21 protein-coding genes are annotated in these 23,882 nt (G+C 40.7%); 6 read left to right on the top strand and 15 right to left on the bottom strand.

Features of this window, described 5'->3' with window-relative positions; translation table 11 throughout:
• Positions 1–13: 13 nt before the first annotated feature.
• The 5 genes from H7J92_RS11600 to H7J92_RS11580 form a co-directional block, all read right to left on the bottom strand.
• Positions 14–1,018: an ABC transporter permease gene (locus H7J92_RS11600; protein WP_078818413.1), complete on the bottom strand. Its 1,005-nt coding sequence runs from the start codon at positions 1,016–1,018 to the stop codon at positions 14–16.
• Between the two features lie 88 nt (positions 1,019–1,106).
• Positions 1,107–2,735: an ABC transporter substrate-binding protein gene (locus H7J92_RS11595; protein ID WP_078818414.1), complete on the bottom strand. Its 1,629-nt coding sequence runs from the start codon at positions 2,733–2,735 to the stop codon at positions 1,107–1,109.
• On the bottom strand, positions 2,732–3,751 hold the full coding sequence (locus H7J92_RS11590) for an ABC transporter ATP-binding protein (protein WP_221837058.1): 1,020 nt from the start codon (positions 3,749–3,751) through the stop codon (positions 2,732–2,734). The genes H7J92_RS11595 and H7J92_RS11590 overlap by 4 nt, the downstream gene beginning before the upstream one ends.
• On the bottom strand, positions 3,726–4,751 hold the full coding sequence (locus H7J92_RS11585) for an ABC transporter ATP-binding protein (protein ID WP_221837056.1): 1,026 nt from the start codon (positions 4,749–4,751) through the stop codon (positions 3,726–3,728). The genes H7J92_RS11590 and H7J92_RS11585 overlap by 26 nt, the downstream gene beginning before the upstream one ends.
• Positions 4,752–4,955: 204 nt before the next feature.
• Positions 4,956–6,893 carry an alkaline phosphatase family protein gene (locus H7J92_RS11580; protein WP_221837053.1) on the bottom strand — a complete coding sequence of 646 codons (1,938 nt, stop codon included), beginning with the start codon at positions 6,891–6,893 and terminating at the stop codon, positions 4,956–4,958.
• A gap of 253 nt (positions 6,894–7,146) precedes the next feature.
• Here H7J92_RS11580 and H7J92_RS11575 point away from each other — a divergent pair, with 253 nt between their 5' ends.
• Positions 7,147–7,773 (top strand): superoxide dismutase, encoded by a 627-nt coding sequence (locus H7J92_RS11575; RefSeq protein WP_078818418.1) that lies wholly within the window; start codon positions 7,147–7,149, stop codon positions 7,771–7,773.
• 90 nt (positions 7,774–7,863) lie between these two features.
• Here H7J92_RS11575 and H7J92_RS11570 read toward each other — a convergent pair whose 3' ends face one another.
• From H7J92_RS11570 to H7J92_RS11560, 3 genes are all read right to left on the bottom strand, one after another.
• On the bottom strand, positions 7,864–8,523 hold the full coding sequence (locus tag H7J92_RS11570) for a 3D domain-containing protein (protein ID WP_245799535.1): 660 nt from the start codon (positions 8,521–8,523) through the stop codon (positions 7,864–7,866).
• 174 nt (positions 8,524–8,697) lie between these two features.
• The gene (locus tag H7J92_RS11565) at positions 8,698–10,056 is read right to left on the bottom strand and encodes a sodium-dependent transporter (RefSeq protein ID WP_221837050.1); all 1,359 of its coding nucleotides are present in this window, start codon (positions 10,054–10,056) and stop codon (positions 8,698–8,700) included.
• 253 nt (positions 10,057–10,309) lie between these two features.
• Entirely contained in the window at positions 10,310–11,590 is a 1,281-nt protein-coding gene (locus H7J92_RS11560) for a CDP-glycerol glycerophosphotransferase family protein (protein ID WP_221837047.1), read from the bottom strand.
• Between the two features lie 146 nt (positions 11,591–11,736).
• On the opposite strand from H7J92_RS11560, the gene H7J92_RS11555 reads away from it, so the two are divergent.
• Both H7J92_RS11555 and H7J92_RS11550 read left to right on the top strand, forming a co-directional pair.
• Entirely contained in the window at positions 11,737–12,954 is a 1,218-nt protein-coding gene (locus H7J92_RS11555; RefSeq protein WP_221837045.1) for a glycosyltransferase, read from the top strand.
• The gene (locus H7J92_RS11550; protein ID WP_221837044.1) at positions 12,923–13,672 is read left to right on the top strand and encodes an HAD-IIB family hydrolase; all 750 of its coding nucleotides are present in this window, start codon (positions 12,923–12,925) and stop codon (positions 13,670–13,672) included. Before H7J92_RS11555 ends, H7J92_RS11550 begins: the two co-directional genes overlap by 32 nt.
• Positions 13,673–13,699: 27 nt before the next feature.
• Here the strand turns inward: H7J92_RS11550 and H7J92_RS11545 are convergent, their stop codons facing one another.
• The 3 genes from H7J92_RS11545 to H7J92_RS11535 all read right to left on the bottom strand — a co-directional run bounded on the left by H7J92_RS11545 (position 13,700) and on the right by H7J92_RS11535 (position 15,842).
• A complete protein-coding gene (locus tag H7J92_RS11545) occupies positions 13,700–14,260 on the bottom strand; it encodes an integrase (protein ID WP_221837042.1) in 561 nt (186 codons plus the stop codon).
• A 239-nt stretch (positions 14,261–14,499) separates the two neighbouring features.
• Positions 14,500–14,988 (bottom strand): KGG domain-containing protein, encoded by a 489-nt coding sequence (locus H7J92_RS11540; protein WP_221837040.1) that lies wholly within the window; start codon positions 14,986–14,988, stop codon positions 14,500–14,502.
• A gap of 158 nt (positions 14,989–15,146) precedes the next feature.
• On the bottom strand, positions 15,147–15,842 hold the full coding sequence (locus H7J92_RS11535) for a DUF421 domain-containing protein (protein WP_221837038.1): 696 nt from the start codon (positions 15,840–15,842) through the stop codon (positions 15,147–15,149).
• A gap of 198 nt (positions 15,843–16,040) precedes the next feature.
• Between H7J92_RS11535 and H7J92_RS11530 the strand changes: the two genes are divergently transcribed.
• Entirely contained in the window at positions 16,041–16,220 is a 180-nt protein-coding gene (locus tag H7J92_RS11530) for a hypothetical protein (RefSeq protein ID WP_078818426.1), read from the top strand.
• Positions 16,221–16,560: 340 nt separating this feature from the next.
• Here H7J92_RS11530 and H7J92_RS11525 read toward each other — a convergent pair whose 3' ends face one another.
• Together H7J92_RS11525 and H7J92_RS11520 are read right to left on the bottom strand one after the other, a co-directional pair.
• Positions 16,561–17,301 carry a hypothetical protein gene (locus tag H7J92_RS11525; RefSeq protein ID WP_221837036.1) on the bottom strand — a complete coding sequence of 247 codons (741 nt, stop codon included), beginning with the start codon at positions 17,299–17,301 and terminating at the stop codon, positions 16,561–16,563.
• An 18-nt stretch (positions 17,302–17,319) separates the two neighbouring features.
• On the bottom strand, positions 17,320–21,156 hold the full coding sequence (locus tag H7J92_RS11520) for a DEAD/DEAH box helicase (protein WP_221837035.1): 3,837 nt from the start codon (positions 21,154–21,156) through the stop codon (positions 17,320–17,322).
• A gap of 655 nt (positions 21,157–21,811) precedes the next feature.
• Between H7J92_RS11520 and H7J92_RS11515 the strand changes: the two genes are divergently transcribed.
• Together H7J92_RS11515 and H7J92_RS11510 are read left to right on the top strand one after the other, a co-directional pair.
• Positions 21,812–22,003: a hypothetical protein gene (locus H7J92_RS11515; protein WP_221837096.1), complete on the top strand. Its 192-nt coding sequence runs from the start codon at positions 21,812–21,814 to the stop codon at positions 22,001–22,003.
• A 34-nt stretch (positions 22,004–22,037) separates the two neighbouring features.
• Positions 22,038–22,274 carry a hypothetical protein gene (locus H7J92_RS11510; RefSeq protein ID WP_078818431.1) on the top strand — a complete coding sequence of 79 codons (237 nt, stop codon included), beginning with the start codon at positions 22,038–22,040 and terminating at the stop codon, positions 22,272–22,274.
• Positions 22,275–22,475: 201 nt separating this feature from the next.
• Here the strand turns inward: H7J92_RS11510 and H7J92_RS11505 are convergent, their stop codons facing one another.
• Both H7J92_RS11505 and H7J92_RS11500 read right to left on the bottom strand, forming a co-directional pair.
• Positions 22,476–23,171, bottom strand: coding sequence for a polysaccharide deacetylase family protein (locus H7J92_RS11505; protein ID WP_221837034.1), 696 nt, complete (start codon positions 23,169–23,171; stop codon positions 22,476–22,478).
• A gap of 284 nt (positions 23,172–23,455) precedes the next feature.
• Positions 23,456–23,758, bottom strand: coding sequence for a YunC family protein (locus H7J92_RS11500; protein ID WP_040759820.1), 303 nt, complete (start codon positions 23,756–23,758; stop codon positions 23,456–23,458).
• Positions 23,759–23,882 lie beyond the last annotated feature (124 nt).

Here is a 23,882-nt window from a genome sequence, read left to right as displayed (position 1 = left end):
TGTTCCCCCTTCCTCAATCATACTTAATCCTCGGATCGATCAATCCATATAGCAAGTCGACGATTAGATTAATCATGACAAAGATAAATGCAACGATCAGGATACCAGACTGTATGACTGGATAATCTCTAAAATTGATCGCGTCATAAATATAACGTCCAATGCCCGGCCATGCGAAAATGGTTTCTGTTAAAATAGCACCGCCTAGAAGCAGGCCCATTTGCAGACCTATGACTGTCAAAACAGGGATAATCGCATTTTTCAAAGCATGCTTGTAAACAACCCAGAACATTTTTTGCCCTTTCGCTCGTGCAGTACGTATATAATCAGAACGCATGACTTCCAACATACTCGAACGGGTCATTCTCGCAATGATCGCCATCGGGATTGTCGCAAGCGCTAACCCAGGCAAGATCAAATGCCGCAGAACTTCCCATAGCTGATCGAACCTGCCTTGTATGAGCGTGTCAATTATGTATAAATGCGTTATGGCTGTAACCGGATCCCGGACGTTTTCACGGCCTGTAGTCGGTAACCATTGAAACTCGATAGCAAAAGCCCACTGTCCCATTAAGCCTAACCAGAAAATAGGCATGGAGACTCCTACTAAAGCTAATATCATCGCTGAGTAGTCAAACCAGGAATTCTGGAACCACGCAGAGATGATTCCCGCGTTGACACCTACAATGACGGCAATAATAATAGCGAATAGTGCCAATTCCAAAGTAGCCGCTAAATAGGGCCAGATTTCATCTGCAACCGGTAGACGCGTACGCATCGATTCTCCCAAGTCACCTTTTAATATACCGCCTAGATAACTAAAGTATTGAGTATACCAAGGCTGATCGAGTCCTAGTTTGACAGTCAATGCTTCTACAGCTTCTTTTGTCGCTTGCTGTCCCAAAATAACTTGTGCTGGATTACCAGGAATTGCACGAATCAACATAAAGACTATAAATGTCATACCAAGCAGGACAGGAATTAGCTGTAAAAGCCTTTTAATCGTGTAATTGAACAACTCTTTCACTCCTCCGGCTTATCATATCCATGAATCAAAGAAAGGGAGAATATGAGCTTCTCCCTCTTCTTTATTCATACTTTCTTACTTATTTAAATTCCACGTTAGATAATAAATCAGAGCCAGTAGGATGCGGAACAAAACCAGTTAACTCTTGCACTCCGCCTAACAATGGAATGGAATGCGCAAGCGGTACCCAAGGAGCTTCTTCATGAAGAATTTCCTGTGCTTGCTTATAGAGTTCGTTCCGTTTGTCTTCATCTACTTCTGTTTGCGCTTCTAAGAATAGTTTGTGTGTTTCATCATTTTTGAAATACGTATAGTTGTTACTGCCGATATTATCCTCGTCTAAAAGAACATATAAGAAGTTGTCTGCGTCTCCATTATCTCCTGTCCAACCGAGCATGAAGGCATCTGCGTCCCCTTTTTCAGCCTTCTCCAGGTATGTTGCCCATTCATAGGAAACAATTTTCGCTTTGATCCCAACATCAGCCAAGTTGCTCTGGATAACTTCTGCTACTTTCGTTCCATCTGGCATGTAAGGACGCGGAACTGGCATTGCCCATAGTTCCATTTCAAATCCATCTTCAAGACCTGCTTGTTTCAATAGTTCCTTTGCTTTTTCAGGGTCGTATGGATATGCTTTGATGTCTTCGTTATAACCTGAAATGGATGGCGGCATTGGGTTATTCGCAATTTCAGCACGCCCCTCGAAGAATGAATCGATAATCGTTTGTTTATCAATTGCATAGTTTAATGCCTGGCGTACTTCCTTCTTGTCAAACGGCTCACGAGTTACTGTTAATCCTAAGTATCCGACGTTCATGGAAGGACGCTCAAATAACTGCAGCTTGTCATTGTCTTCAATTTTCGCGCCATCTGCCGGGTTAATACCGTCTGCCAAGTCAATTTCACCAGATAATAATGAATTCAAACGAGCAGAGTTATCCGGAATGGATTTAAAAATTACTTTATCCAATTTTGGAAGTCCGTCTTGCCAATAGTCTTCATTCTTCTCAATTGTAATCGTTTCATTTGGTTTCCACTCTACAAATTTAAACGGACCTGTCCCAACAGGATTACGCTCGTACTCATCATCACCCTTTTCAAATGCAGTAGGGCTCGAGATCGCGAACATGCTCATTGCGATATTTTTTAAGAATGGTGCTTGTGGACGTTTCAATTTAATAACAACCGTATGATCTCCATCCGCTGTTACCGATTCGATTATATGATTTTCATCATCTTTGAATCCACCGAACATAGAGTTATAGTATGGGAATGTATCCGCATCACCGTTTGCCCAACGTTCGAAGTTTTTGACGACTGCCTCTGCATTTAAATCTGTTCCATCATGGAATTTAACCCCTTCTTCCAATTGGAACGTGTACGTCAGACCATCCTCGCTTGGTTCCCATTCTTTTGCAAGACCTGGTTGAACCGTTGTATCTTGTTCACCGAAATTCAATAATGTTTCAAATAGATTCACTGTAACTTTAAATGTTTCCCCTTCTGTTACACGCGACGGGTCTAGAGACGTTGAATCTCCACCACGTCCGAACACTAATGTCTTGTTTTCATTTCCACCTGTATCCGCAGCGTCTTTATCTTTATCGCTGCTGCCCTCTTTGTCATCTCCGCCTGAACAAGCTGCTAATGCAGTTGACAGAACGAGAAGCATGATCAAAGCGAACGACCACAGTTTCCCTTTCCTCATACAGATCCCTCCAGTTGTTTTTTTCTATCTATATCATCGTTGCCTTCCTGCGTATAAAGATGGCAGGCAACAGAATGACCGGTACTTTCCTCAGCTAAAACTGGTGTTATTTTCGTGCATACATCCATTTTGAACGGACAGCGCGTATGAAACGCACAGCCGCTTGGAGGATTCGCCGGGCTTGGCATATCCCCTTCTATAATGATCTGTTCTTTTTTATAATTTGGGTCCGGTACCGGTACAGCAGACAACAATGCCTGTGTATATGGATGAAGAGGATTTGCATACAACTCTTCGCTTTCCGTGATCTCCACAATTTTCCCTAAATACATTACTGCAACGCGATTGCTTATATGACGTACTACCCCCAGGTCATGCGCAATAAAAATATACGTCAAATTAAATTCCTTTTGCAGATCTTGCATTAAATTTAAGACTTGCGCCTGTATCGATACATCAAGTGCAGAAACAGGTTCGTCTGCGATAATTAATTTGGGATTGGTCATCAACGCTCTGGCAATCCCGATCCGCTGCCGTTGTCCACCACTGAACTGATGGGGATAACGCTTAGCATGATACTCGCTGAGCCCGACAATCTTCAAAAACTCAACTACTTTTTCACGTCGTTCTTTTGCATTGCTGACTCCATGAACAATGAGAGGTTCTTCTAAAATTTTTCCGATTGTATGGCGAGGATTCAAGGAAGCATAGGGATCTTGGAAAACCATTTGGATATCGCGCCGGACTTTCCTTACTTCATTCGCTGACATCGAGTTCAAGTCTCTTCCTTCAAACTCTACAACGCCTTCCGTAGGTTCCAATAAACGCATAATCGTTCGGCCTGTTGTCGACTTTCCACAACCGCTCTCTCCAACAATCCCGAGCGTTTCGCCTTCATTGACGTAAAATGAAATATCATCAATTGCTTTGACGTGACCGACCGTCTTGCCGATCAGGCCTTTACGTATGGGGAAGTACTTTTTCAACCCCTCAACTTTTAGCAGTGGCTTGCTCATCTCGATTAGTCACTCCTTCTTGTTCATCGTATAAAAAGCATCTAGTCTGGTGAACATCGGAGTTTCTATATAGTTCCGGTGTTTCTTCCCAACATCTTGAGAAAGCGCTTTCACATCTAGCTGCAAACCTGCAGCCTTTCTTGATGGAGCCCGGCTTCGGAACATTGCCAGGTATCGAATATAGACGTTCCTTTTTATCCCGCATATCCGGTACAGATTGTATTAAACCGCGCGTATATGGATGACAAGGATTTTCGAAAATCTCCTGTGTCGGAGCTTCCTCTATGACTTGTCCTGCATACATGACAACTACCCGTTCGCATGTTTCCGCCACTACTCCTAAATCATGCGTGATTAATAGGATAGCTGTATTCATCCGCTCATTCAGTTCACGCATCAATTTCAAAATCTGCGCCTGAATGGTTACGTCTAATGCAGTTGTCGGCTCATCCGCAATCAAAACTTTCGGATCGCATACGAGCGCCATCGCAATCATCACACGTTGCCGCATACCGCCCGATAACTGGTGTGGATACTCTTTCATTAATTCTTCCGCACGCGGTAATCCAACTAGCCGCAGCATCTCAATCGCTCGATCTTTAATTTGCTTTTTCGACCAGTTCTTTTTGTGCAGGGAAATAGCCTCAGCAATCTGATTACCAATCGTAAAGAGCGGATTCAAGGAAGTCATCGGTTCTTGGAAGATCATTGCGACATCATTTCCACGAATTTCTCTCATTTCTTTCTCCGTCTTTTTCAAAAGATCCTGATTTTCAAACAGTATTTCTCCCCCGGTAATCTTCCCCGGCGGATTCGGTACTAACTGCATGATTGATAGAGATGTTACACTCTTTCCACAACCAGACTCCCCGACGATTCCTAAGACTTCACCTTCTCTTACATAAAAGTCCACATGATCTACAGCTGGAATTTCCCCAGAATCTGTGAAAAAGGTCGTCTGCAAATCTTTTACTTCTAGTAGTTTCTGCCTTTCTCTCATTTGCTCACCTTTTTTCTTTTTTCTGAAATGATTCATTAATCACTATTATACTTTTTTTCTAATTAAACACAAGATGCTTTTTTGAAAAATATTATTTCTTAAAAAGTTATGTAAATATAGGAAACGCACAGGTAAACGTTCTACCTGTGCGTTTCATAAAAGTATTGATTTCTAATACTTATATATATCCTATTAATTGAATAATTATTCTAAACTCCAAATTGGTTTACCTTCTACAAATTCAGGTGTTTGCAAACCTAATAATTCATATAGACTTGGTGCAATATCTGTCATGGAAATCCTTTCTGTCATTTCGCCAGATTCAATCATGGGACCAAATGCGTAAAGTATAGGACGTAAGCTTTTTCTTTCGGGATTTCCACCATGACTTCCCAATTCCTTTGTCGGTTCAATTGCAGTTTTTGCATCTTTCCCCATTAAAAATCCAGGGGCAGCAGATAGCAGGATATCTCCGCTATTTTCGTTGTTCACTTCATCATAGTCCGGCATCTCTTCTACCCACACTTTTTCATACGGATTCAAATTGGACGAGTCTTGCTTAGATAATATGGACGAAGTTGGATAAGTGTAGTTAAATGTAGTTCGACCAGTTAACCATTGGAAAACTGGTGCGCCTTCTGGTGAAGGTTTAGCGATGGAGGAAGAGAACATTTCCCTATTTTGAAATACTTTCATTGCCTCTCGCTTTACATTTTCAAATTCCTCAGGCTCCACGATTCCCTTTTTCTCTCGTCCTTTCAAATTCACATAGACATGGGCAATTGTACCGCTTGCTTCCGCATAGGCTTTTGTTTTGGAAGTAATGATTTTTCCATTCTTATCTGTTGCTAGCAACCCGGCTTTTTCAAGTTCTTTGTTTGGTGAAAGTCTAGTGTGAATCGGTTCCAAACCATGGTCGGAAACAAGCAATAAATGATCATTGTCATTGAGGTCATCCGTGATACGTCCAATAGTTAGATCCGCCTGTTGAAACGCCCAACTGACATATGCTTCTTTTTCCTGAACATTCTCTATTGTATAGCCCGGCTGCGCAGGGTCTCTCAGCAAAAAGTTATGCAATTCGTTATCTACATGGGGATAATAATAAAATAACAAGTCAGGTTCATATCGTTCTTTTATATACAAGCTGACATCTGTCACCCAGTCTATAAATCGTTCCCCCGCCTGTTCATATTCTTCCCTTGAAATATCTCCTCTTTCAAATGCGTCGATTTCATCCGCCGCTGGATAGAAACCGAATTCGGAAGCTAGTTCATTCCCAAATTGTTCTGGACCTCTATAAATACCTCCCATGACGGTTCCTTGGAAGAGTTGCAGTTCATCTATTTTTTGAGAATTCCCTTTAAATTTCACATAGAATCCGGCACTATCCACCGAAGGGAGATTCAATGGAACAGCTATCCAGTCCTTTAAAGAAACTTGTTTTCCTATCTTTTTTTGATCCGTCGATAAATATATCAATGGTTCTTTCCCTTTATTTTCAGACACCGCTAACACAAACAACTGCTGTGCCGGAAAATCCTTAATATCCAGTGAAATTACTGCTTCCTGAACGGCGGAATTGTCAGTAGGTAATTGATCTATCCGGCCATCATCAATCGGAGCAAATTCCAAATCATGCAATTTGGATTTCGCCAACGTACCATCCGAATAAACAGCATATGTGGCCGCTGAAGCGTTATCAGGATTTGAATCCGGAAAAGCTACCGTCGCTGTAACATCCCCTTGTTTTCTAGCTTCTTTCCAAACAGGTGTCACACCTAAAGTTTGGGAGAATCCACTCTGGTCATCTTTCACTTGTTCACCTGTAGAATGAAATTGATTACTAACTATACCTGTCTTTGACGGACTAGCTCCTGTAGCCAGAGTTGCATGAGAGGGAGCCGTTAACGAAGGCATAACTGTGACGAAATCTGTTGCAAAGGCTGCTTCCTGTTCGAACTTCTCAAGATTCGGCATAAATCCTTTCTCCTTATAACGCTGTGTATCCATATAACCCATTCCATCAAATGAGACCACACTTATTGTTCCACTCGTTTTATTTGCAGCAGCAGACTGGTTAGCAAGAGGGCTCAAACTAATTAATATTACAGTTAAATAGAAGATCATTCGTTTGTTCATTAAGATATCCCTCGCTTTATAAAACTATTCCCTGCGAGAAAAAAGGTAAACTTGCTAACAAGGATATTCAACTAATGTAACTGAATTCATCTAAATTCAGATTAAACAATTACCAGTTCTTTCGATTCATTTATGAGACAGCCTATGAAAAGTCTTGCTATCTTTTAGATTTTATATTAAAGTTGCCCTAAGGAAACTTTATTTCCTTAGGGCAACTTTTAACTTTCTAAATCGTTTCTTTGGAGGTGAAAATTTGAAGCCATTTATTCTTCCTGATTTGCCGTACGCAGTTGACGGTCTTGAACCCTACATCGATGCCCGCACATTGGAAATCCATCATGGCAAACACCACCAAACGTATGTCAACAACCTGAATGCTACATTGGAAAACCATACAGAGCTTCAGTCTAAATCTCTTGAATCCTTATTGACTGATCTTGATCAGGTTCCAGTTGACATTCGGACAGCTGTTCAAAATAACGGCGGCGGACATTATTGCCATAGCTTATTCTGGGAATCCATGACCCCGAAAAGTAAAGGTGAACCGACAGCGGACATTAAGCGAGAAATTGAAAAGTACTTTCAGACGTTCGATAACTTTCAAGACTTACTGTCCAAAGCGGCCATCCAGCGATTCGGCAGTGGATATGGATGGCTCGTATTGGATCAAGGCAAGTTATCCATTATGAGCACACCAAACCAAGATACGCCTTTGAAAGATGGAAAAACACCGCTACTCGTGATCGATGTATGGGAACATGCCTATTATCTTGCATATCAGAATCGTCGTCCCGAATTTATTCAAAATTGGTGGCACACGGTTGACTGGGACGTTGTAAATGAACGTTTCCTGCAAGCAAGCAAAACAGCGGCAAATTAAATTCCTTTTCTTTATTTCTAGTTTTACCCTACACTCCAGTTTAGGGCTGCTTGATCTGCAGAAATACAGATCGGGCAGCCCCTTTTTTCGTCAATCCAAAATCCGTATCTTAACTTGTTTCACGCCCCATTCCATTGCACGATCATAAGATGGAATGAATACGTCTATTTTATTGCCTTTAATTGCTCCTCCTATATCTCCCGCAATCGCTTCACCGTAATTCTCCACCCAAACTTTTGAACCGATAGGAACCACTTCTGGATCCACTGCGATCACTTTTTGGTCGGGATTGGTCCGCAAATTTTGCCCAGTATACGTCGTGCCCGAACAGCCTTCGCAATAAGCTGTATAAGCTGTAGCGGTCATCGTCAGTTCTTTGGGCGTCGCTTGTTCTGCTGCGACAGACTGTACAGGCTCAGTTTCCTTCTGTTTTACTTGATCTATCACTGAAAGTTTATTAGGATTCGAGACTACTATCAGTTCATCGCCCGGATGAATACTATCCGTTGTCATCCCATTCCATAACTTCAATGTTTCTACCGAAAGACCTTGATTAAAGGCGATCCGATATAAAGTGTCGCCACTCTTTACTGTATACCTTTCTGTCTTTTCAGGACTATTCTGTTTTTCCAAAAGACTTACTTTCAATAGCTCTCCATCCGGCGCAATCCCAAGCTCCACAGCCTGAACATTTACAGGGCTTAAAAATAAAATCATAACTGCCAATACACTTATAGTTAACCTCAACATGCTACTCCCTCTTTCGTTCTAAGATTTCCCCACAGTCTTACCAAACTATTTACTTCTCATACGAAAAGACGGAATATACTACACTTGTAAAGATTTTATTATTCTCGAATCAAAAAACAAGTGATGAAAACCAATTGGTTTTCATCACTTGTTTACATTTCAGAACTTATTCTTCTATCTCACTATTCCCAAGGTATTCAAGAATACAACGACAATCGTTAAAGGGACAATCCATTTCATCAGAAAATTCCATAAAGGATAATAGCCTTGAGATTTCTGGCTCATCAGCCTAAATTCCTCGCGCACTAACACTTGATCCATTCGGCGTATTATGAAGATCGCAATTAACAGACTGCCTGAAGGCAACAAAATATTACTGACCAAGAAATCCGTCGCATCGAATATACTTTTATCGAACAGAAGGACACCTGACAAAGTACTCGACGAAAGTGCAGATGGAATTGCAGCCACAAACACCACAATACCTATCAGCCATGTAACCATCTTTCGCGAACGTTTTCCGCTCGCTGTCATTGCTGCCACAATGATTTCATATAAACTAAACGATGAAGTCAATGTTGCAAATAAAAACAGAATCAAGAATAATGCCAAGAACACTTGCCCTAGCGGCAGTTGAGAAAAGACTGCCGGCAGTACTATGAATAATAATTCAGGACCAGCTGCGGGCTCTTGTCCAAATGCAAATACTGCCGGGAAAATAGCCAAACCAGCCAACAGAGAAACGAATATATTCATCCCTACAACAGAGGTTGCAGAAGACGTCAAACTGACATCTTTTTTCAAGTATGAACTATACGTGACCATACATGAAAAACCGACGGCTAGAGAGAAAAATGATTGTCCGAGAGCGTATAGCACCGACTCCCTAGTAATACTCGAAAAGTCAGGCTTCAGGAAAAATGAAACACCTTCCATTGCTCCGTTCAACGTCAGTGAACGCACAACTAGAATAATAAAGAAGATAAAAAGCAACGGCATCATATATTTATTCGCCTTTTCGATACCGTTCTGGATGCCAGAAGAAACCACCCATACATTGACAATCGTAAACAGCAACAGTCCGATTAATGTAGTGATTGGCGAACCGACAATTGAACCGAACTGCTCTGAGTAGGAGGCCCCTTCGCTGATGATCTTGCCTGTAACCGATAACCCGCTGTAGACGAATACCCATCCACCTACAACACTATAAAAAGATAGCAAGAGAAAACAACCTGCGACTCCCAACCGGCCAATCCATGGCCAAGCACTCGCAGGAGCCAGCTGTTTGTAGGCACTGATCGCTTCTTTCCCGGAACCTCGTCCAATAATGAATTCTGAAATCAGCATCGGCAATCCAATCAAGATAGTGAACACCACAAACAACAAGAAGAATGCTCCTCCGCCGCTCATCCCTGTTACATACGGGAACTTCCAAATAGCCCCCAGGCCAATCGCCGCACCGGCCGACGACATGATAAATCCAAGTTTTGATGACCATTGTTCTTTACGCTGATCCACTGCCTCACCCATTTCCCTTTATCTTTATTCAGCAGAAGACTCCCACCTTTAGAGGTGGTGTGTGATATCTTGTTCAGTGGGTATTCAAGCGCCTGCTGAACAAGAGAAGTACGCAGGCTAAGATCGCCACATCCTGTGACAACGCCTGCATGATCAACATCCTGTTGACCTAAGCCTCCGGTGGGTGTCACAGATTTTGTATGGAGTTAATTGTGCCAGCACAATTCAAAATCCGGACTCAATTACGCCGAGGCGTAATTGATTTCTACTTATTACAGTTATACTGTACTGCCTCATTGGAAACAAGGGAAAAATCGTCTGGTAAGGCATGTTTGTCTTTAAAACCCGTCCGTTTAGTTACATAGTGCTTGCTGAATAACTCAGTCGCCAAGCGTTCACAGTTTTGCTGATCGAAGAAATCAATATAGTTCGCAGCCTTGTCGAAATATGGATTATCATATTTTTTATCATTTAGAACATGTGATAAGTAAGATAAAACTTCATTCTGCGTGTTCGCCTTATAGCCATATAAATCCTTATCTAAATCCAAATACGAACCACGATTAGACAAAAATTCCTTTTGATCAAAGGTATAGAAAATAATCGGTTTATTCATATACAGGAAATCCCATGAAATGCTGGAATAGTCCGTTATAAGCATATCCGCTTCATTTAACTCTTCCATGACCAAAATTTCTCCGAAACTAAAAAAAGACATACGCTCATTCATATATCCATCCATCCGAAATTGGTCTTCATATTTTTTCATGAATGGATGCAGAATAACACGCAATTCCAATTGATGATCAGTAAGCAAGGACTGCAATTTTTCACTTTTCAGAAGTCCGACCGTAGCTTGAAAATACTCACTCTCTTGAAATTCTTTTTCCGATAAATCAAACAGCCATTCTCTCCAGGTGAGCATCAACATCAATCGTTTCATATGCACAGGAGGTTCATTCGGAGGCAAACGATCAAAACGAGCCATCCCTGTAATAATCAGCTTTTCCTCAGGCATCTTCCATTCATTCCGTTTAATTTCATACTCATAATTAGATGCACAGTTAAAATAATTGCATCTCTTCAGTAAAGGAACATCTTCTTTCTGGATTAAAATCTTTTTAAAACATTCAATTCCGTGGCTAATATGAAGCATCTCTGCCTTCTTGTTAAGGAAAATATAACGGTCCATAAATGGCGCGAGGTCATAAATAATTGAATGACCATGGACGGTATAGCTTGCTCTGAAAAACAATAAATAATTCCGAAAGCTGCCAAGCGGGACTGCGTGTGGAATCGCATGCTGATTTATGTAGTCGAATTTCGGATCATACATCCAGTATATTTTCATTTGTTCTGTATAATTATTCACTAAATATTGATGGAAGACAGCGGCGTTATCTTCATACTTTTCTCCTAAATTCCCTCCAACCAACACAATGGTTTCCCTGTCATTTCTATAAAATATTTTTACTAGTAAATAGGCGATCCATATCTTAATAGTACACCAACATGCAAGAATTATATTGTGGTCTTTCAGCCTCATTCTATCGCCTCCTTTATTCCTTCTTCTTTACCCTTTTTCGATAAATTTAAACAGTTCATGTTTCACTTACCATGTTCAGGGAATAACAAGATAGGCACAGCTACTTAAAAATTTAAAGAATACAAGATAAGAGAGGAGAAAAAGACTTGAAAAGAAAAATATTATTCATCTCAGATCACGGCGATCCCCTTGAGCCATTGGGTAGTGAACAAGCAGGCGGGCAAAATAATTACGTCAAACAGCTCGCACTTGCACTAGAAAAAGAAGGATACTCCGTTGATGTTGCTACACATTGGAATAGTCTTTCAACTCCCCAAATAGAACATTTCGGTGAAGCATGTCGTGTTATACGAATTGCAGCGGGAGAGCAGAAATATGTTCCAAAGAGCAAGCTATTTCAACTAATGCCTGATTTTTATAGGGAGCTCGCTGCTTCAGTTCCTTTATACTCCTACGATTTAATCCATACACATTATTGGCTTTCCGGTTTAGTCGGTTCCTTTATTAAAGAGGATTATCAACTACCCTGGGTTCATACGAATCATTCGCTCGGCATTGCAAAGAAGAAAGCTACGGGCAATTCGGAAGCACTTCGGTTACTAACAGAAAAAATGATACTTAGTACCGCTGACCATATAGTTGCCACATCGAAAACAGAGAAGGAATTGATTCAGCAATTTGTGGACAAGCCTGCAACTACACATGTGATTTCAATCGGAGTTGACAAAGCATTCAAGCCTTCCCAACGGATTCCGAAAGTCCAGCCATACTTTGCTTTTGCAGGCAGACTGCAAACAACGAAAGGTATCTATACATTACTAAACGCTTTTAAACTGCTAATTCGCAAAGAACGTTTGTCTTCACACCCTAATCTGCTTATCGCTGGAGGGAGTCAAGATAGCGTGGACCCTCTAAATCAACTGCCTCGAAGCGAGAAATTGCGGACGGCCCTCAAAGGTATTGAACATCGAGTAAAATTTATCGGTCCTCAAAGTCAACAACAGTTGGCTAAATTATTCAACAATGCGGTTGCAACGATTGTTCCCTCTTATTACGAATCGTTTGGAATGGTAGCAGCCGAGGCTCAGGCATGCGGCAGTCCGGTAATTGCCTCAAAAGTGGGCGGATTACAAGATGTAGTGAAGCATGAGTTAACCGGCTTGCATGTCAAACATAAGAACCCCGCACAATTGGCAGAAGCAATGACTATTCTTCTGCACAACCCTTCATATGCCAAAGCTCTTGGACAACGTGCAGCCGTATATGCACAGCAAGAGTTTAACTGGTCAGTACTGGCTTATAAAATGGCCAATTTATACAAAGGAGCGTATTATGAAGAAAAAATCGTACTTGCTGGCGACTGATTTGGATAACACGTTGGCAGGTGATCCGGCAGCACTCACAGCTTTATTTGAATTTCATGAGGAGTCTAAGGTAGAACCAGCACTCATCTATGTAACAGGAAGACATTTGGATTCTGCTTTACACTTGATGGAGGAGGAACAGCTTCCTCTACCTGATTTGTGGATCACCGATGTAGGCACGTCCATCTATGAGGCAACTACTCTGGAAGAAGATTCGAAGTGGCATGACTGGGTAAATGAAAACTGGCAACCTTCAAGTATTCTTCGTGTAGCCAGCAGATTTCCTTTTCTGCATCGGCAAGACTTGCCCCATACGAAACGAATTTCGTTTACAGTAGAGCCGGGACATGCCGAGTCTGTCCATCTCTTTGAAACGGGACTAAAGAGCGAAGGTATTCCACACCATTTCGTCTTCAGTTCCGACCGGGACGTGGATCTGTTACCTGAACGAAGCGGCAAAGGAGCTGCAGTGGATTATGCGCTGCGTCAATATGCGGCTCAAGATGTTAACGTCTTGTTAGCCGGAGACTCAGGAAACGATGCACAAATGCTTTCATTACCTTATCCAGCTGTAATTGTAGGAAATGCACAGCAGGAATTGGATGAACTCCCCACACATCCATTAATTTACCGGGCAACCACAAATTTTGCAGGTGGTATCCAAGAAGCTTGGGATTATTTTTATGATTTTTCAGGCATAAAAAAACCAATTGGTTAACTAAACTGACCAATTGGTTTTTTATATTTAACACGCCAGCTCGATGTTCGCCTGCCGTTTAAGTTCTTCATAATAATATAAGTCCTCTTCGTAAACCATTTCATACGTAGCGAGACTATTTTTACGTATTTGTTCAAAACATTCAGTTTCGATCAAGCCATACTGCTCATTCAAACGAGCTGCATTTTCCCAAGCCGTTTCTTCGAACACCTTATTCATTAGATCTTCTTCTATGAGCATTCCAAGGAGGTCAAGATCTTTAAATATTTGATTCATCGTAAAACTTTTCCTCATCGTAAAAAATTCTAATGTTTTTGTTAACGATGCTTCTAATGCCTCTTGATCCATCACATGACCAAGCTCATGCAAAGTGATTGTCTGCACATATGTTTCAATCGTGCAAAACGGTGCCATCTCTTGATGTGCTGTTGCCAATCGCTTCGTATCATACCCTATATATTTGCCAATAAAGTTATAACTCATATTTACACCATCATGAACTTCACGAATTGGAACATCCATTTGAACTTTCTTCATAACAGCAAAAACCAACTGATACAATTGATCAGACACTAGTTGATTGTTCATTCTCGTTCTTCCCTTTTTTATCTGTCTTTTTACTTTATCAATATAACAACAACGCTATAATACTAGTAGTATATACCCCCAAAAGATATTAATCAATATTTTTTTACTTATAGTAGTAAAATTGACACAAGTAGAAGTTGCTCTACATTATCCGACAACAAAAAAGGGTATTCTAGAATCGTTTCAATCGATTCTAGAATACCCTATTTGTTAGATTATTAGGTTGAGAAAAATTTAACTTATTTCTCGTCGCTGTTATTATTTTTACGCTGTCTGGCACGAGCTTCTCCGCCTTTACGGCCAGCTTCTTCACGGCTCATCTTGCCATTGTTGTCATTATCGTTGTCATCGTTGTTGTTGTTACTTCGATTCTTTGAACGCGCTTCTCCGCCTTTGCGGCCAGCTTCTTCTTGGCTCATTTTGCCGTTGTTATTACTGTTGTTACTCTGTTCGGCACGTGCCTCTCCGCCTTTACGGCCGATCTCTTCATAGAATTCACGGTCGTGGTTTTCGGCTGTGGCTTCTCCACCTTTACGGCCAATTTCTTCATAAAATTCGCGGTCATGATTCTCGGCTGTTGCCTCTCCGCCTTTACGTCCGATTTCCTCGTAGAATTCGCGGTCATGATTTTTAGAGGTAGCTTCTCCACCTTTACGTCCCGCTTCTTCAAGAGTCATTTTGTTGTTGTTGTCTTTGTTGTTATTGTCGCGATTGTTTCGGTTAGCCATTAGTACTTCCTCCTAGCGATTTTTTAAAATTTTTAGCTCGTCGACAAGCTTAGTAGTTATATTCCCAGTTCGCCAGTTTCTAAACAAAAAAATACGTATTTACTTCGAATCGGTATAAAGAATTATCAAAGAAAATGTACCGTCTAACTATCTAACTACTATTTCTTATCAATTATCTCTTGGCGTGTCCTAATAAAAAAACCTTCTGTTTTCGACCATTCACAATACAGGATTTGTTTTAAATCAGTATACTTTTTTTCATTTAGCTGTTCACGCAACCATTCTTCAGTCTTATCGATAAATTGCAGTGTTTCATGTTTCACTTTACCTTGATCAATTAACAATACGGATGGATCTTCTTCAGGGATATTCAATTTCATATCTCCTGCGGTAACCGGCTTATATTGTGCATATTGATTGATTGAAAATTCACCGCTCGGCTCCACGTATAAATCCTTCACTTCCCGCAGTGAAAAAATCCCTTGCCTTCTCAACATCTCACGGAGCTGTTCCATATCCAGCTGATTTTTACTGATCAAATGCATATTGAGCTTGCCATCCCCTATAATTTGATCAGGCGAACCTTTCAACAGCTTGCGAAATACATTGAATTTCATCGCCAACCTTTCTATTAAGTAGATCATGACTGCCCATACGCTAATAGAGAAGATAAAGTGAAGTAGAGTAATCTTTTTATCATATAAACTTTCTTCTAGAATCCCTCCAAATACAAGCAAATACACTACATCATATGGAGTGATTTGCGCTAATTCCTTCTTCCCCAGTAACCGAAGAATGAAAATGAGCATTAAAATACCAACAGCGAGCTTTGCTGCGTTTAATCCATATTCCATTTGAAGTCCTCCTCACTATATTCGTAAAGCAGCTAACATAGTAACCAGCTAGTAAGCTACTAAGCCTATTCCCCTTTTTCAGTTTGCTTAGTCTTTTGTGTTCCATTAATCTGCTTTCTACTTTTTAAAGCAACTCGTATAATTTTCTGAAGAACAGCCAACTTATATTGATTTCAACTTTAGAAAGGAGCGATCAACATGGGACGAGACGAACATACAAAGGGCAGTAATGCTTCAAGTTCTCTTCCGCAGACGCCGAAGAAACAAAAAATCAGGCCTGGCGATATGAAAGAAGAAATTGCAAAAGAATTAGCGGAACTTCGGAGAGATCCCAAATCTTCGGGAGCAACTCGAGGGAAATCTTCTCGTTGGCCCTGATCCATCTTGGTATTACACGTTTCTATTTTGGGATAAATGAAACTCATCTATTCAAAAAGGAACACCCGACTTTTCAGGGTGCTCCTTTTTGTGTTGAGAAAGCATTTTATCTTTTTCTTTGAATTGCTAGAAAAGGCTAAATGTGCGGTGTAAAGCCTGTTTAGTACGTTCAGAGTGTAGTTTGGTTCGGTTTGGCTTAATAAATGTGCAGTCTTAAAGTAGTTTCGTTCGGTTCTGAATGGTTTTGGTGTAGCGCCATGCAGTATTGGTGTGAATCTTGCTTGATCACAGAAAAGAAGGACGTCACTAAAAGAGTTTTCTAACTTTCAGGACAGTCTTTTCAACTTTGTGATGTAAGAGGATCCATTTCTTCTATATACTTTTCAAGAACTTCATCCCATTGTTCCGTGAGCGTATTCCAAACTCTCGTAAAATAGACTTTTTCGACACGATTGTATACTAAAAACTCCATGCAAGGGATGAGTTTATCCGCTAGTTGAATAGGTGTTTCTATTTTATCCACTACCATTTGCAAGGAACCTTCCGACGTTTCCGTCTCAACAGAAAGCAGCGCTATGCGTAATAGTTCTCTATCGAAGTTTTCAACGTTGTGAACTTGTTTTTTTGCAAGACGAAATGGCGGGACTTTTGTAGTAAGAATATTTTCTTTTTCTTCACATACTATCTCCCTGTGAGACAAACTATAATAAAAGTTCTTTTCATTTTTTTCAGGGGGATGCTCATAGACCCCTGATTGTAGCTGTTCCACCCCAATCTTCGTCAGTTCAAAGATACCCTTTCGCTGCTGTATCATTTTTGTCCGTTGCATCTTCTCGAATAAATCCTTTACAAACAACGGCTCCACCGCAAGAAAATCCGCAATGATTTTTGGCTCCGTAACATCTAACTTTTGTATTGTCAGTAAAATCATTTTCATCAAGATATCCATCGTCGTACGTTTGATTGTCGAATATGGTACTTTTACAAGCTGTACAGGTAATCCCCAACTGGCAGACTGCTTTATTTGCAAGTCGGGTTGCTGCTGTAACTCTTTCTGTAATTTCTTCCGCAGCGAGTCCACGTGCTCACCTTTCTTTCTTTAGCCTTCCATTTTTACAAGACGACCATGTTGCTCAACAATTTCTTGTAGCTGGCTGTACATTTCGCGTGTAGACTTATTTTTCGTTTTGATTGTGAACATTTCAGAACTTCCTACTATAATTAGCAATTCTCTAGCTCTGGACAATGCCACATTCAACCGGCGATAGTCCTTAGCAAAACCGATCTCTCCACTTGGGTCTCCATGATTTCGGACGAAGCTCAAAATGACGACGTCCATTTCCATTCCTTGAAATTTATCAACAGAGCCTGTTCGGCAATGCAGCTGTTTCGGCCGCAGTTCCTGTTGGATCAATCGATCAATTTGCTTCACTTGTTCGCCGTAAAAGCTGATGACGCCGACACTCTTTCTGTCTTCTGTTTTTATCCGTCCTTCCAGCTTCGCCTGTTCTGTCGCTTGCTCCAGCTCAAGCATTGTATTTCGGATAATTTGGAGTTCCGATTCATTAAACCGACTTGTTCCGCCTTTTACTTTGTCTTCGTAAAATGAAGGTTTATTCGGTGTGTCCAACCATAGTAAATGATCGTCCCGTGTGAACATGGAGCTCTCCAGTAGATGGTCGCGCATTTGATCTGAATCGGGCAATCCGCATTGCAATTGGTAATTCCCTTCCTTATAAAAAGGTGCTATCGTCTCCATGATTCGTTCATGCATACGATATTGGATGCTGAGCATCGTTTTATTCTGCTTAGGCAGCGTTCTGAATAACCTTTCGAATAAAGATTCATTCAATAGTTTTTTCATCTCACGCTGGACTTCCGCGTCTTTTTGCTGATCCACCAGCTCATCCATTGTCTCTTGTCCGACTAACGGCGGCAATTGATGGTGGTCGCCAACGAGAATGACTTTTTTCCCTTTCAGCATAGGCAGCAACAATTCAGGCGGTGTCGCTTTCGAAACTTCATCAATAATGACCACATCGAACATTGGATATTCTTCCATGAATTTTTTCGAGGCGGAAGCGACACACGTAGTGCCAATCACATTCGCGTGTTCGACATAGAGCTTGCGTATTTCATCAAGGTCATAGTCATTGGCGTCTTTCAAAAGGAGTTCCCACTGTGCTTGTAATTCCTGCAGGACCGGCAATTGTTGGCGCTCTTTGCTTAATTCCTGAAGTTGGTGTTCCGTCTCACGGAGATCATTCACAGTTCGCGATAATTGGTGTTCGACATCTGAATTCATTTGTTCAGCCAGCGCGGCAATACGTTCTTGCAACTTCTCGCTTTCTTGCTGCTGTTGTTGCTCAGTGGCCTCTAGCATCTCAAGTTGGTGTTGGTGTTCTTCTAACTGTTTTTCAGTTTCCAGTTGCTGTTGTTGCATGATTTGCAGAGATGCAGTCGATTGGTTAATTTCTTGTAATTGTTGCTGACAACCGAAAACCTCTTTCTCATTTACACTGATTTCGTAAGACAGCTGCTGCTCTTCCCACTGGACTTCAGGCGGGTCATTCTCGTTCAGCCAATCCTCCAGCTGTTGTTGAATGTCTTCCTGTTGCTTCAGCAATTCAGCTTCTTGTTGTTGCAAGTGCAGCTGTTTTTGGGCGATGTCACGCTGTTGTGTTTTTAGAAATTGTAGTACTTCATTTTTCACTTCACTAAACAGCTGTTTTACCGTTCGTATTTGTTGTTGCTGGATTTCGGCTCCCTTAGTCCGTACGATTTCTTCTTTTCCATAAAACAATGACATTCCTTGCGCTATCTTTTTTAAAATCTCTGTTTTTGCTGAAGATGCGCCTGGCGTTTGCAATATTCTTTTTGTAGTCGGGTCAACTAAGAATCTGCCAAGTCGATCGATCATCTCGTGCATTTCCGGAAGTGTAGTGAAGTGATCTGTAGAGCGCTTTTCAAGCGTGGCAATTGGATAACGATGTGTCAGCAAAAGCTGTTCTGTTTTTTCGATTGCCGTCTGAAATCGTTCGTAGAGCTCTTTCCACTCTTGAAATTCGTATGAAAACCCGCCTGATGAAATTGTTTTAATTAGGCGTTGCAATTCATTAATCTGTAAGACGATGTGGATGGGTAGTTCTATCTGCTGTGCGGAAAGTGTTTTTTGCAGGATGTCCATTTTAGTGATAGGAATAACTTGTTCGTGCGCTGCTTTCAATGAACTTTCCTTAGCCGGTAATTCTTTTAGTTGCACTCTTAATTGCCGATATAAATCTGTTGCATTTTGCAACTTACCTCGCAACTCAACATAAAGTAGAGCTTGCCTTAATCTCCTCAGCCCATTTTGTAAAACCGCCAGCCGCTCCATTACTTTGGCGGTATCAGATAATCTGTTCAGCTTGGATTGCAACTCAACAATTTCGCTCGTCTTCTGTGACTGCTGTTGTTCTGTTTGTTGAACTTTTTTTCGGCGTTCCAAAAGTTGCTGAGACAGCTGTTCAAAAAAATGTTGCTGAGCTGTGCGCTTGCTCCTTAGTTCACTTACTTGTTCTCGAAGAAGCTTTTGCCGGACAAGCTCTTCCTTTAAATCTATTTCCGCTTCCGATTGCTGTTTAATTATCCGTTCCAGCTGATCTGATTGGTGCTGCATTTCAAGATCCTTCGTTTTATAAATGGCCCGAGTCGCTTGCACAGCTTCTATTGTTTCATTTCGCCAATTCAACGCTACATTCTCTTCTATGAATCGCTTGCCTTCTTCTTCAATGCTTTCCGAGCGCCCGTATCGCAATATACGAGTCGCCGGATCCGTCAACAAACGGCCAAGTGCGTTGTCTACAGCTAGATTGGATTGGGAGGCGACAAGTGTACGTAACCCTGCTTTAACGTTCTGATAGCAGATTTCAGAAATCACTGTCGTTTTACCTGTGCCGGGTGGTCCTTGTATAACGAAGAGATCATGCGCCTTCATGGCACCTGTTACGGCTTCCCTCTGAAATTCATTCAAATTATTATGGAACTCGAGGTCAGGATTTTTATTATTGATTTTTACTACAGGTCGTTCTTCAAATAAAACTTTCTCTAAATTGGCATTTGCCGCCAGACCGTCTTGTAAATCTTTAAACCCTTTTCGCAGCCTTCTGATTTGACTTAGTTCAGCAAAATTTGTCAGTACTAATTTTTTATTGTTTTTCGGCAGCCATTGCTCTTGCCGTGATCTTTTTTGAAATCGCTGATTCAGTTCTACTACAATGATTTTTTGGGATTTTTGGACATCGACGATTTGGCCGATTTCAGTCGATAGCTCCAGTAATTTCACACTGAAGCCTTTGAGCTGCTTCCATTTTTTCGTTTGTAAGTCTCTGCAATGAAGGCGCAACTTCGTGAAATCACTAGTAAAACTAGCTTGCGTGAATGTGCAGGAAATATCTTCTACGTCCGCGTTTTTCTCGGCAATCTGCAGATAACCTTCCCAACTTTCAATTCGCTTCTTCACGTATTCCGAACGCTCTTCCGCTATTGGCAGTTCACGCATTTTTGTGTAGAACTGAATCGGCAAGGCAACACCCGCTCGATTCAAACGGAATTTCACCGCCGTATGAAGCCGCCGGTTTGTCTGGACAGGTTCTTTCGCTCCCCTGACATGAAAGCCCGTGGCGACAAAGCCATCAGGTTTCAGTACACATTCCATCACCGCTACACGCTGCTGGACTTCTTTTGCGAACTTTTTATTCGTATCCGGATCAAAAAACAGGGAATAGGATTGATTCCCTTGTCGATTGGCTGGTTTTTTTTCAATATGTATATCGAAAGCAGACTCAGACGAGACCAATGCCTGCTCATTCAAAAACCACTGTTCTATACCTTGACGAGCATTTTTTGTAATTTCAAGACTGCAAGAAATAGTTTCCGTCGTATTTATAGAATTCATCGAATGAAATTCTTTCTATTATAGGGCTCTTGTACAGCAAGATGGATGTTCATGCTTTTCCCTGTTAATTCCTTGTTCAAAGCTCTCACCTCAGTCCTATATTATAGATCAAAAACCAAGTTACCGCGAGCAAGAAAGAACTTTAAAAAGAATTCCAAATAAAATTTAAAAAGATGTTTACCTTTATTTTTTCCAGGGTATACAAATACCAACAAGGCAAACTGACAGAAGAAAAGGTGTGAAGTAGTAAGTAGATCCTTTGACTCTGGAAGAGCTGCACAGCCTTGGCGGAAAATTTTCTTTACTGGCAAAAGGTACTCTCGTTTGGGAATCTGTTTTTGAAGGTTCCGTAGAAAGACAGGTTTACCAAGTAGTGCGAAAAAAAGTTTTTTGTGTAAGTGCAAGTAAAAGACCTGCTCTTAGTTTGTTTGAGCAGCGTAAGACGCATACGGCGAGTGTACACAATTTCGTCAGTATGGATAGTCGCAACAATCAAATTTTCCGCATAAAGCTTGAATGGAAGAGGACAGTCGGAAGTCGGCAAGCTCGACAGACGATTGCCCTCTTTCTTTTGTTTGTCATCAAACTGTATTGTTTATTCCGATTGAATTCGGGAAAACAGAGAATAAGCAACTACTATGAGGAGGAATTTACTATGAAAAAAAGAATGGCTATAACAGCGCTCGGTTTGGGTGCAGCTTACTTGATGCGAAACAAAGATTCACGTGATAAACTCTCACGTCAGTTTAATGAGTTCAATGACACACCGATGCGTGGTGATCGCTCACATACAAACAGCCAACCGCGTGAACGAAAAAAAGGTCTACTCGGCAATTTGCTTAGCTGATGATCGAAGAAGACTATAAAGGAGTCGATGGCTAATGAATGAAAAGAAAAAAGTGTTTACGGAAAAAGATCGCCCCGATGCGAAAGGGCCTTATATGGACAACCCTGAAAATCTGAAGACTGACAAAGAAAGTATTTACGATATGCATGAGGATATGCAAACCGTGGATTCCATTCCATTAGAAGATGTGCGAATGGAAGCAGAAGAAGAGCGTCATCAACGAAGAACAAAAGACCGCTCTTCCAGCGAAGAAAAATATGAAAAAGAATGAACACGAGATGATCTCCTAACAGTTTTGTTGGGGTGAAAAATGCTGAAACAGTGTAAATAACAACCCACGCTAGGAAGTATTTTAAGAGTGAATTAGCAAAATAAACAGCAAGTAAAAACGCTCAGATCTTTTTCTGAGCGTTTTTTATACTATTTTACCAACCTAATTGTATTTAGTCTCTACGTTAGTTAACTATATATATTATTCATCTTTTAATTTTTGAAGTTCATTCACCGTAACAAACTCATAATCTTCATCTAACAATAACTTAATTATATCTTCGATTAATTTGAGCTGTTCCCCAGTCTCATCATACATAGGATGCAGTAGAATAATTGAACCATTCTTAATATTTTGCTTTACATAATCAATTTTATCAACAGCACTATCGGGTTCAATATTCCAGGTTATAGTATCTTTCTTGTGTTTATTTAAATAATAAGGTAGGGCTAACAATTTCTTTCCATTTGGAGGCCGGAAGTCTATTTCATCTTCGTAGCCGATTCTTCTAATTAAGTTATCCGTTTTTTCAATTTCCTCTTTGATAAAGGAAGTTGATTTGAAAATCATTCGATTGTGAGAATAAGTATGATTCCCAACCTGGTGCCCTGCTTTCACAATTTCTTCAGCTTCTTTTTGGTTAGTTTCAATTTCATTCCCAATAAGAAAAAAGGTTGCTTTTATATTGTAATGGTTTAATACTGCCAGAACACTATCAACATTTTTAGTTGGTCCATCATCAAAGGTTAAAGCAACTACTTTTTGATTTGTTTCAACACTATTGGTTAGGCCACCAAATAATTGAAATGTTCTAGAATTCATCAATTTATATGTGCAAAATAATAAAAGAAACACCAATAATATAGCTATAATAATATATATTATTTTCTTTTTCATAACTTTATTATTCTCTCCTTTAAGTTTTCCGTAATCTTGGTATTCTTTTATAGTAATTTATCCAATCCATTTTGAACACGTTTTTATTAAACATATCTGATCCTTTCATTGTACAATCAACGGTACCCAATCCTCCATCCGTTTTATCACAGGTTTTTACATCATTGTATAAATTTACCTAGTGTTGTTAAAACTTGAGAGAATTCGGGGATTACATTCATTAAAACGTTAATTATATAAAAAAAGGGCACACCAATTCATGATGGAATTAGTGTGCCCTTTCCTTATGTCATTTTTAAAAGAGCTTCCGTTCCTTTCATCCCTGCTGTAATGCCTAATGTTTCAGCTTCTAATGTTACTGATTCCAGTGGTGCCGCTAACAGCTGTTCAATCGTTTTCACTCCGACCGCACGTCCTGCAATAATCTTTCGATCGGCCAGCACACTATTCAACAGACCGACGTCTAACGCACCGCACATAATATATCCTCTGTCATTCGAAACTGTCAGCAACGTCGTCTTCGGCAGTCTGACAGTCACGGCTTGAAATGACTTCCCATCAATCAGGATCGATTTAGTGTCAATCAACTCATCCACCCCTTTCCAATTCAATATATGAAAGACATGCAGAAAAGTTGCTTACACAATAAGTCAGTTAATCCACCTCAAGCGCTTGAACAGTTCTATTGTTCATTCGCGGCCATCGGTTTAC

This window comes from Sporosarcina aquimarina, from assembly GCF_019748715.1.
GTDB lineage: Bacteria > Bacillota > Bacilli > Bacillales_A > Planococcaceae > Sporosarcina > Sporosarcina newyorkensis.
This window is presented reverse-complemented; position numbering and strand designations above follow the sequence as displayed.

Excerpts from the sequence above, each read along its gene's own strand:
- H7J92_RS11585 (WP_221837056.1), bottom strand. The coding sequence starts at position 4,751 with ATGAGAGAAAGGCAGAAACTACTAGAAGTAAAAGATTTGCAGACGACC.
- H7J92_RS11520 (WP_221837035.1), bottom strand. The coding sequence starts at position 21,156 with ATGAATTCTATAAATACGACGGAAACTATTTCTTGCAGTCTTGAAATT.
- H7J92_RS11565 (WP_221837050.1), bottom strand. The coding sequence starts at position 10,056 with ATGGGTGAGGCAGTGGATCAGCGTAAAGAACAATGGTCATCAAAACTT.
- H7J92_RS11595 (WP_078818414.1), bottom strand. The coding sequence starts at position 2,735 with ATGAGGAAAGGGAAACTGTGGTCGTTCGCTTTGATCATGCTTCTCGTT.
- H7J92_RS11540 (WP_221837040.1), bottom strand. The coding sequence starts at position 14,988 with ATGGCTAACCGAAACAATCGCGACAATAACAACAAAGACAACAACAAC.
- H7J92_RS11545 (WP_221837042.1), bottom strand. The coding sequence starts at position 14,260 with ATGAACAATCAACTAGTGTCTGATCAATTGTATCAGTTGGTTTTTGCT.
- H7J92_RS11535 (WP_221837038.1), bottom strand. The coding sequence starts at position 15,842 with ATGGAATATGGATTAAACGCAGCAAAGCTCGCTGTTGGTATTTTAATG.
- H7J92_RS11550 (WP_221837044.1), top strand. The coding sequence starts at position 12,923 with ATGAAGAAAAAATCGTACTTGCTGGCGACTGATTTGGATAACACGTTG.
- H7J92_RS11580 (WP_221837053.1), bottom strand. The coding sequence starts at position 6,893 with ATGAACAAACGAATGATCTTCTATTTAACTGTAATATTAATTAGTTTG.
- H7J92_RS11515 (WP_221837096.1), top strand. The coding sequence starts at position 21,812 with ATGAAAAAAAGAATGGCTATAACAGCGCTCGGTTTGGGTGCAGCTTAC.
- H7J92_RS11510 (WP_078818431.1), top strand. The coding sequence starts at position 22,038 with ATGAATGAAAAGAAAAAAGTGTTTACGGAAAAAGATCGCCCCGATGCG.
- H7J92_RS11590 (WP_221837058.1), bottom strand. The coding sequence starts at position 3,751 with ATGAGCAAGCCACTGCTAAAAGTTGAGGGGTTGAAAAAGTACTTCCCC.
- H7J92_RS11570 (WP_245799535.1), bottom strand. The coding sequence starts at position 8,523 with ATGTTGAGGTTAACTATAAGTGTATTGGCAGTTATGATTTTATTTTTA.
- H7J92_RS11530 (WP_078818426.1), top strand. The coding sequence starts at position 16,041 with ATGGGACGAGACGAACATACAAAGGGCAGTAATGCTTCAAGTTCTCTT.
- H7J92_RS11560 (WP_221837047.1), bottom strand. The coding sequence starts at position 11,590 with ATGAGGCTGAAAGACCACAATATAATTCTTGCATGTTGGTGTACTATT.
- H7J92_RS11505 (WP_221837034.1), bottom strand. The coding sequence starts at position 23,171 with ATGAAAAAGAAAATAATATATATTATTATAGCTATATTATTGGTGTTT.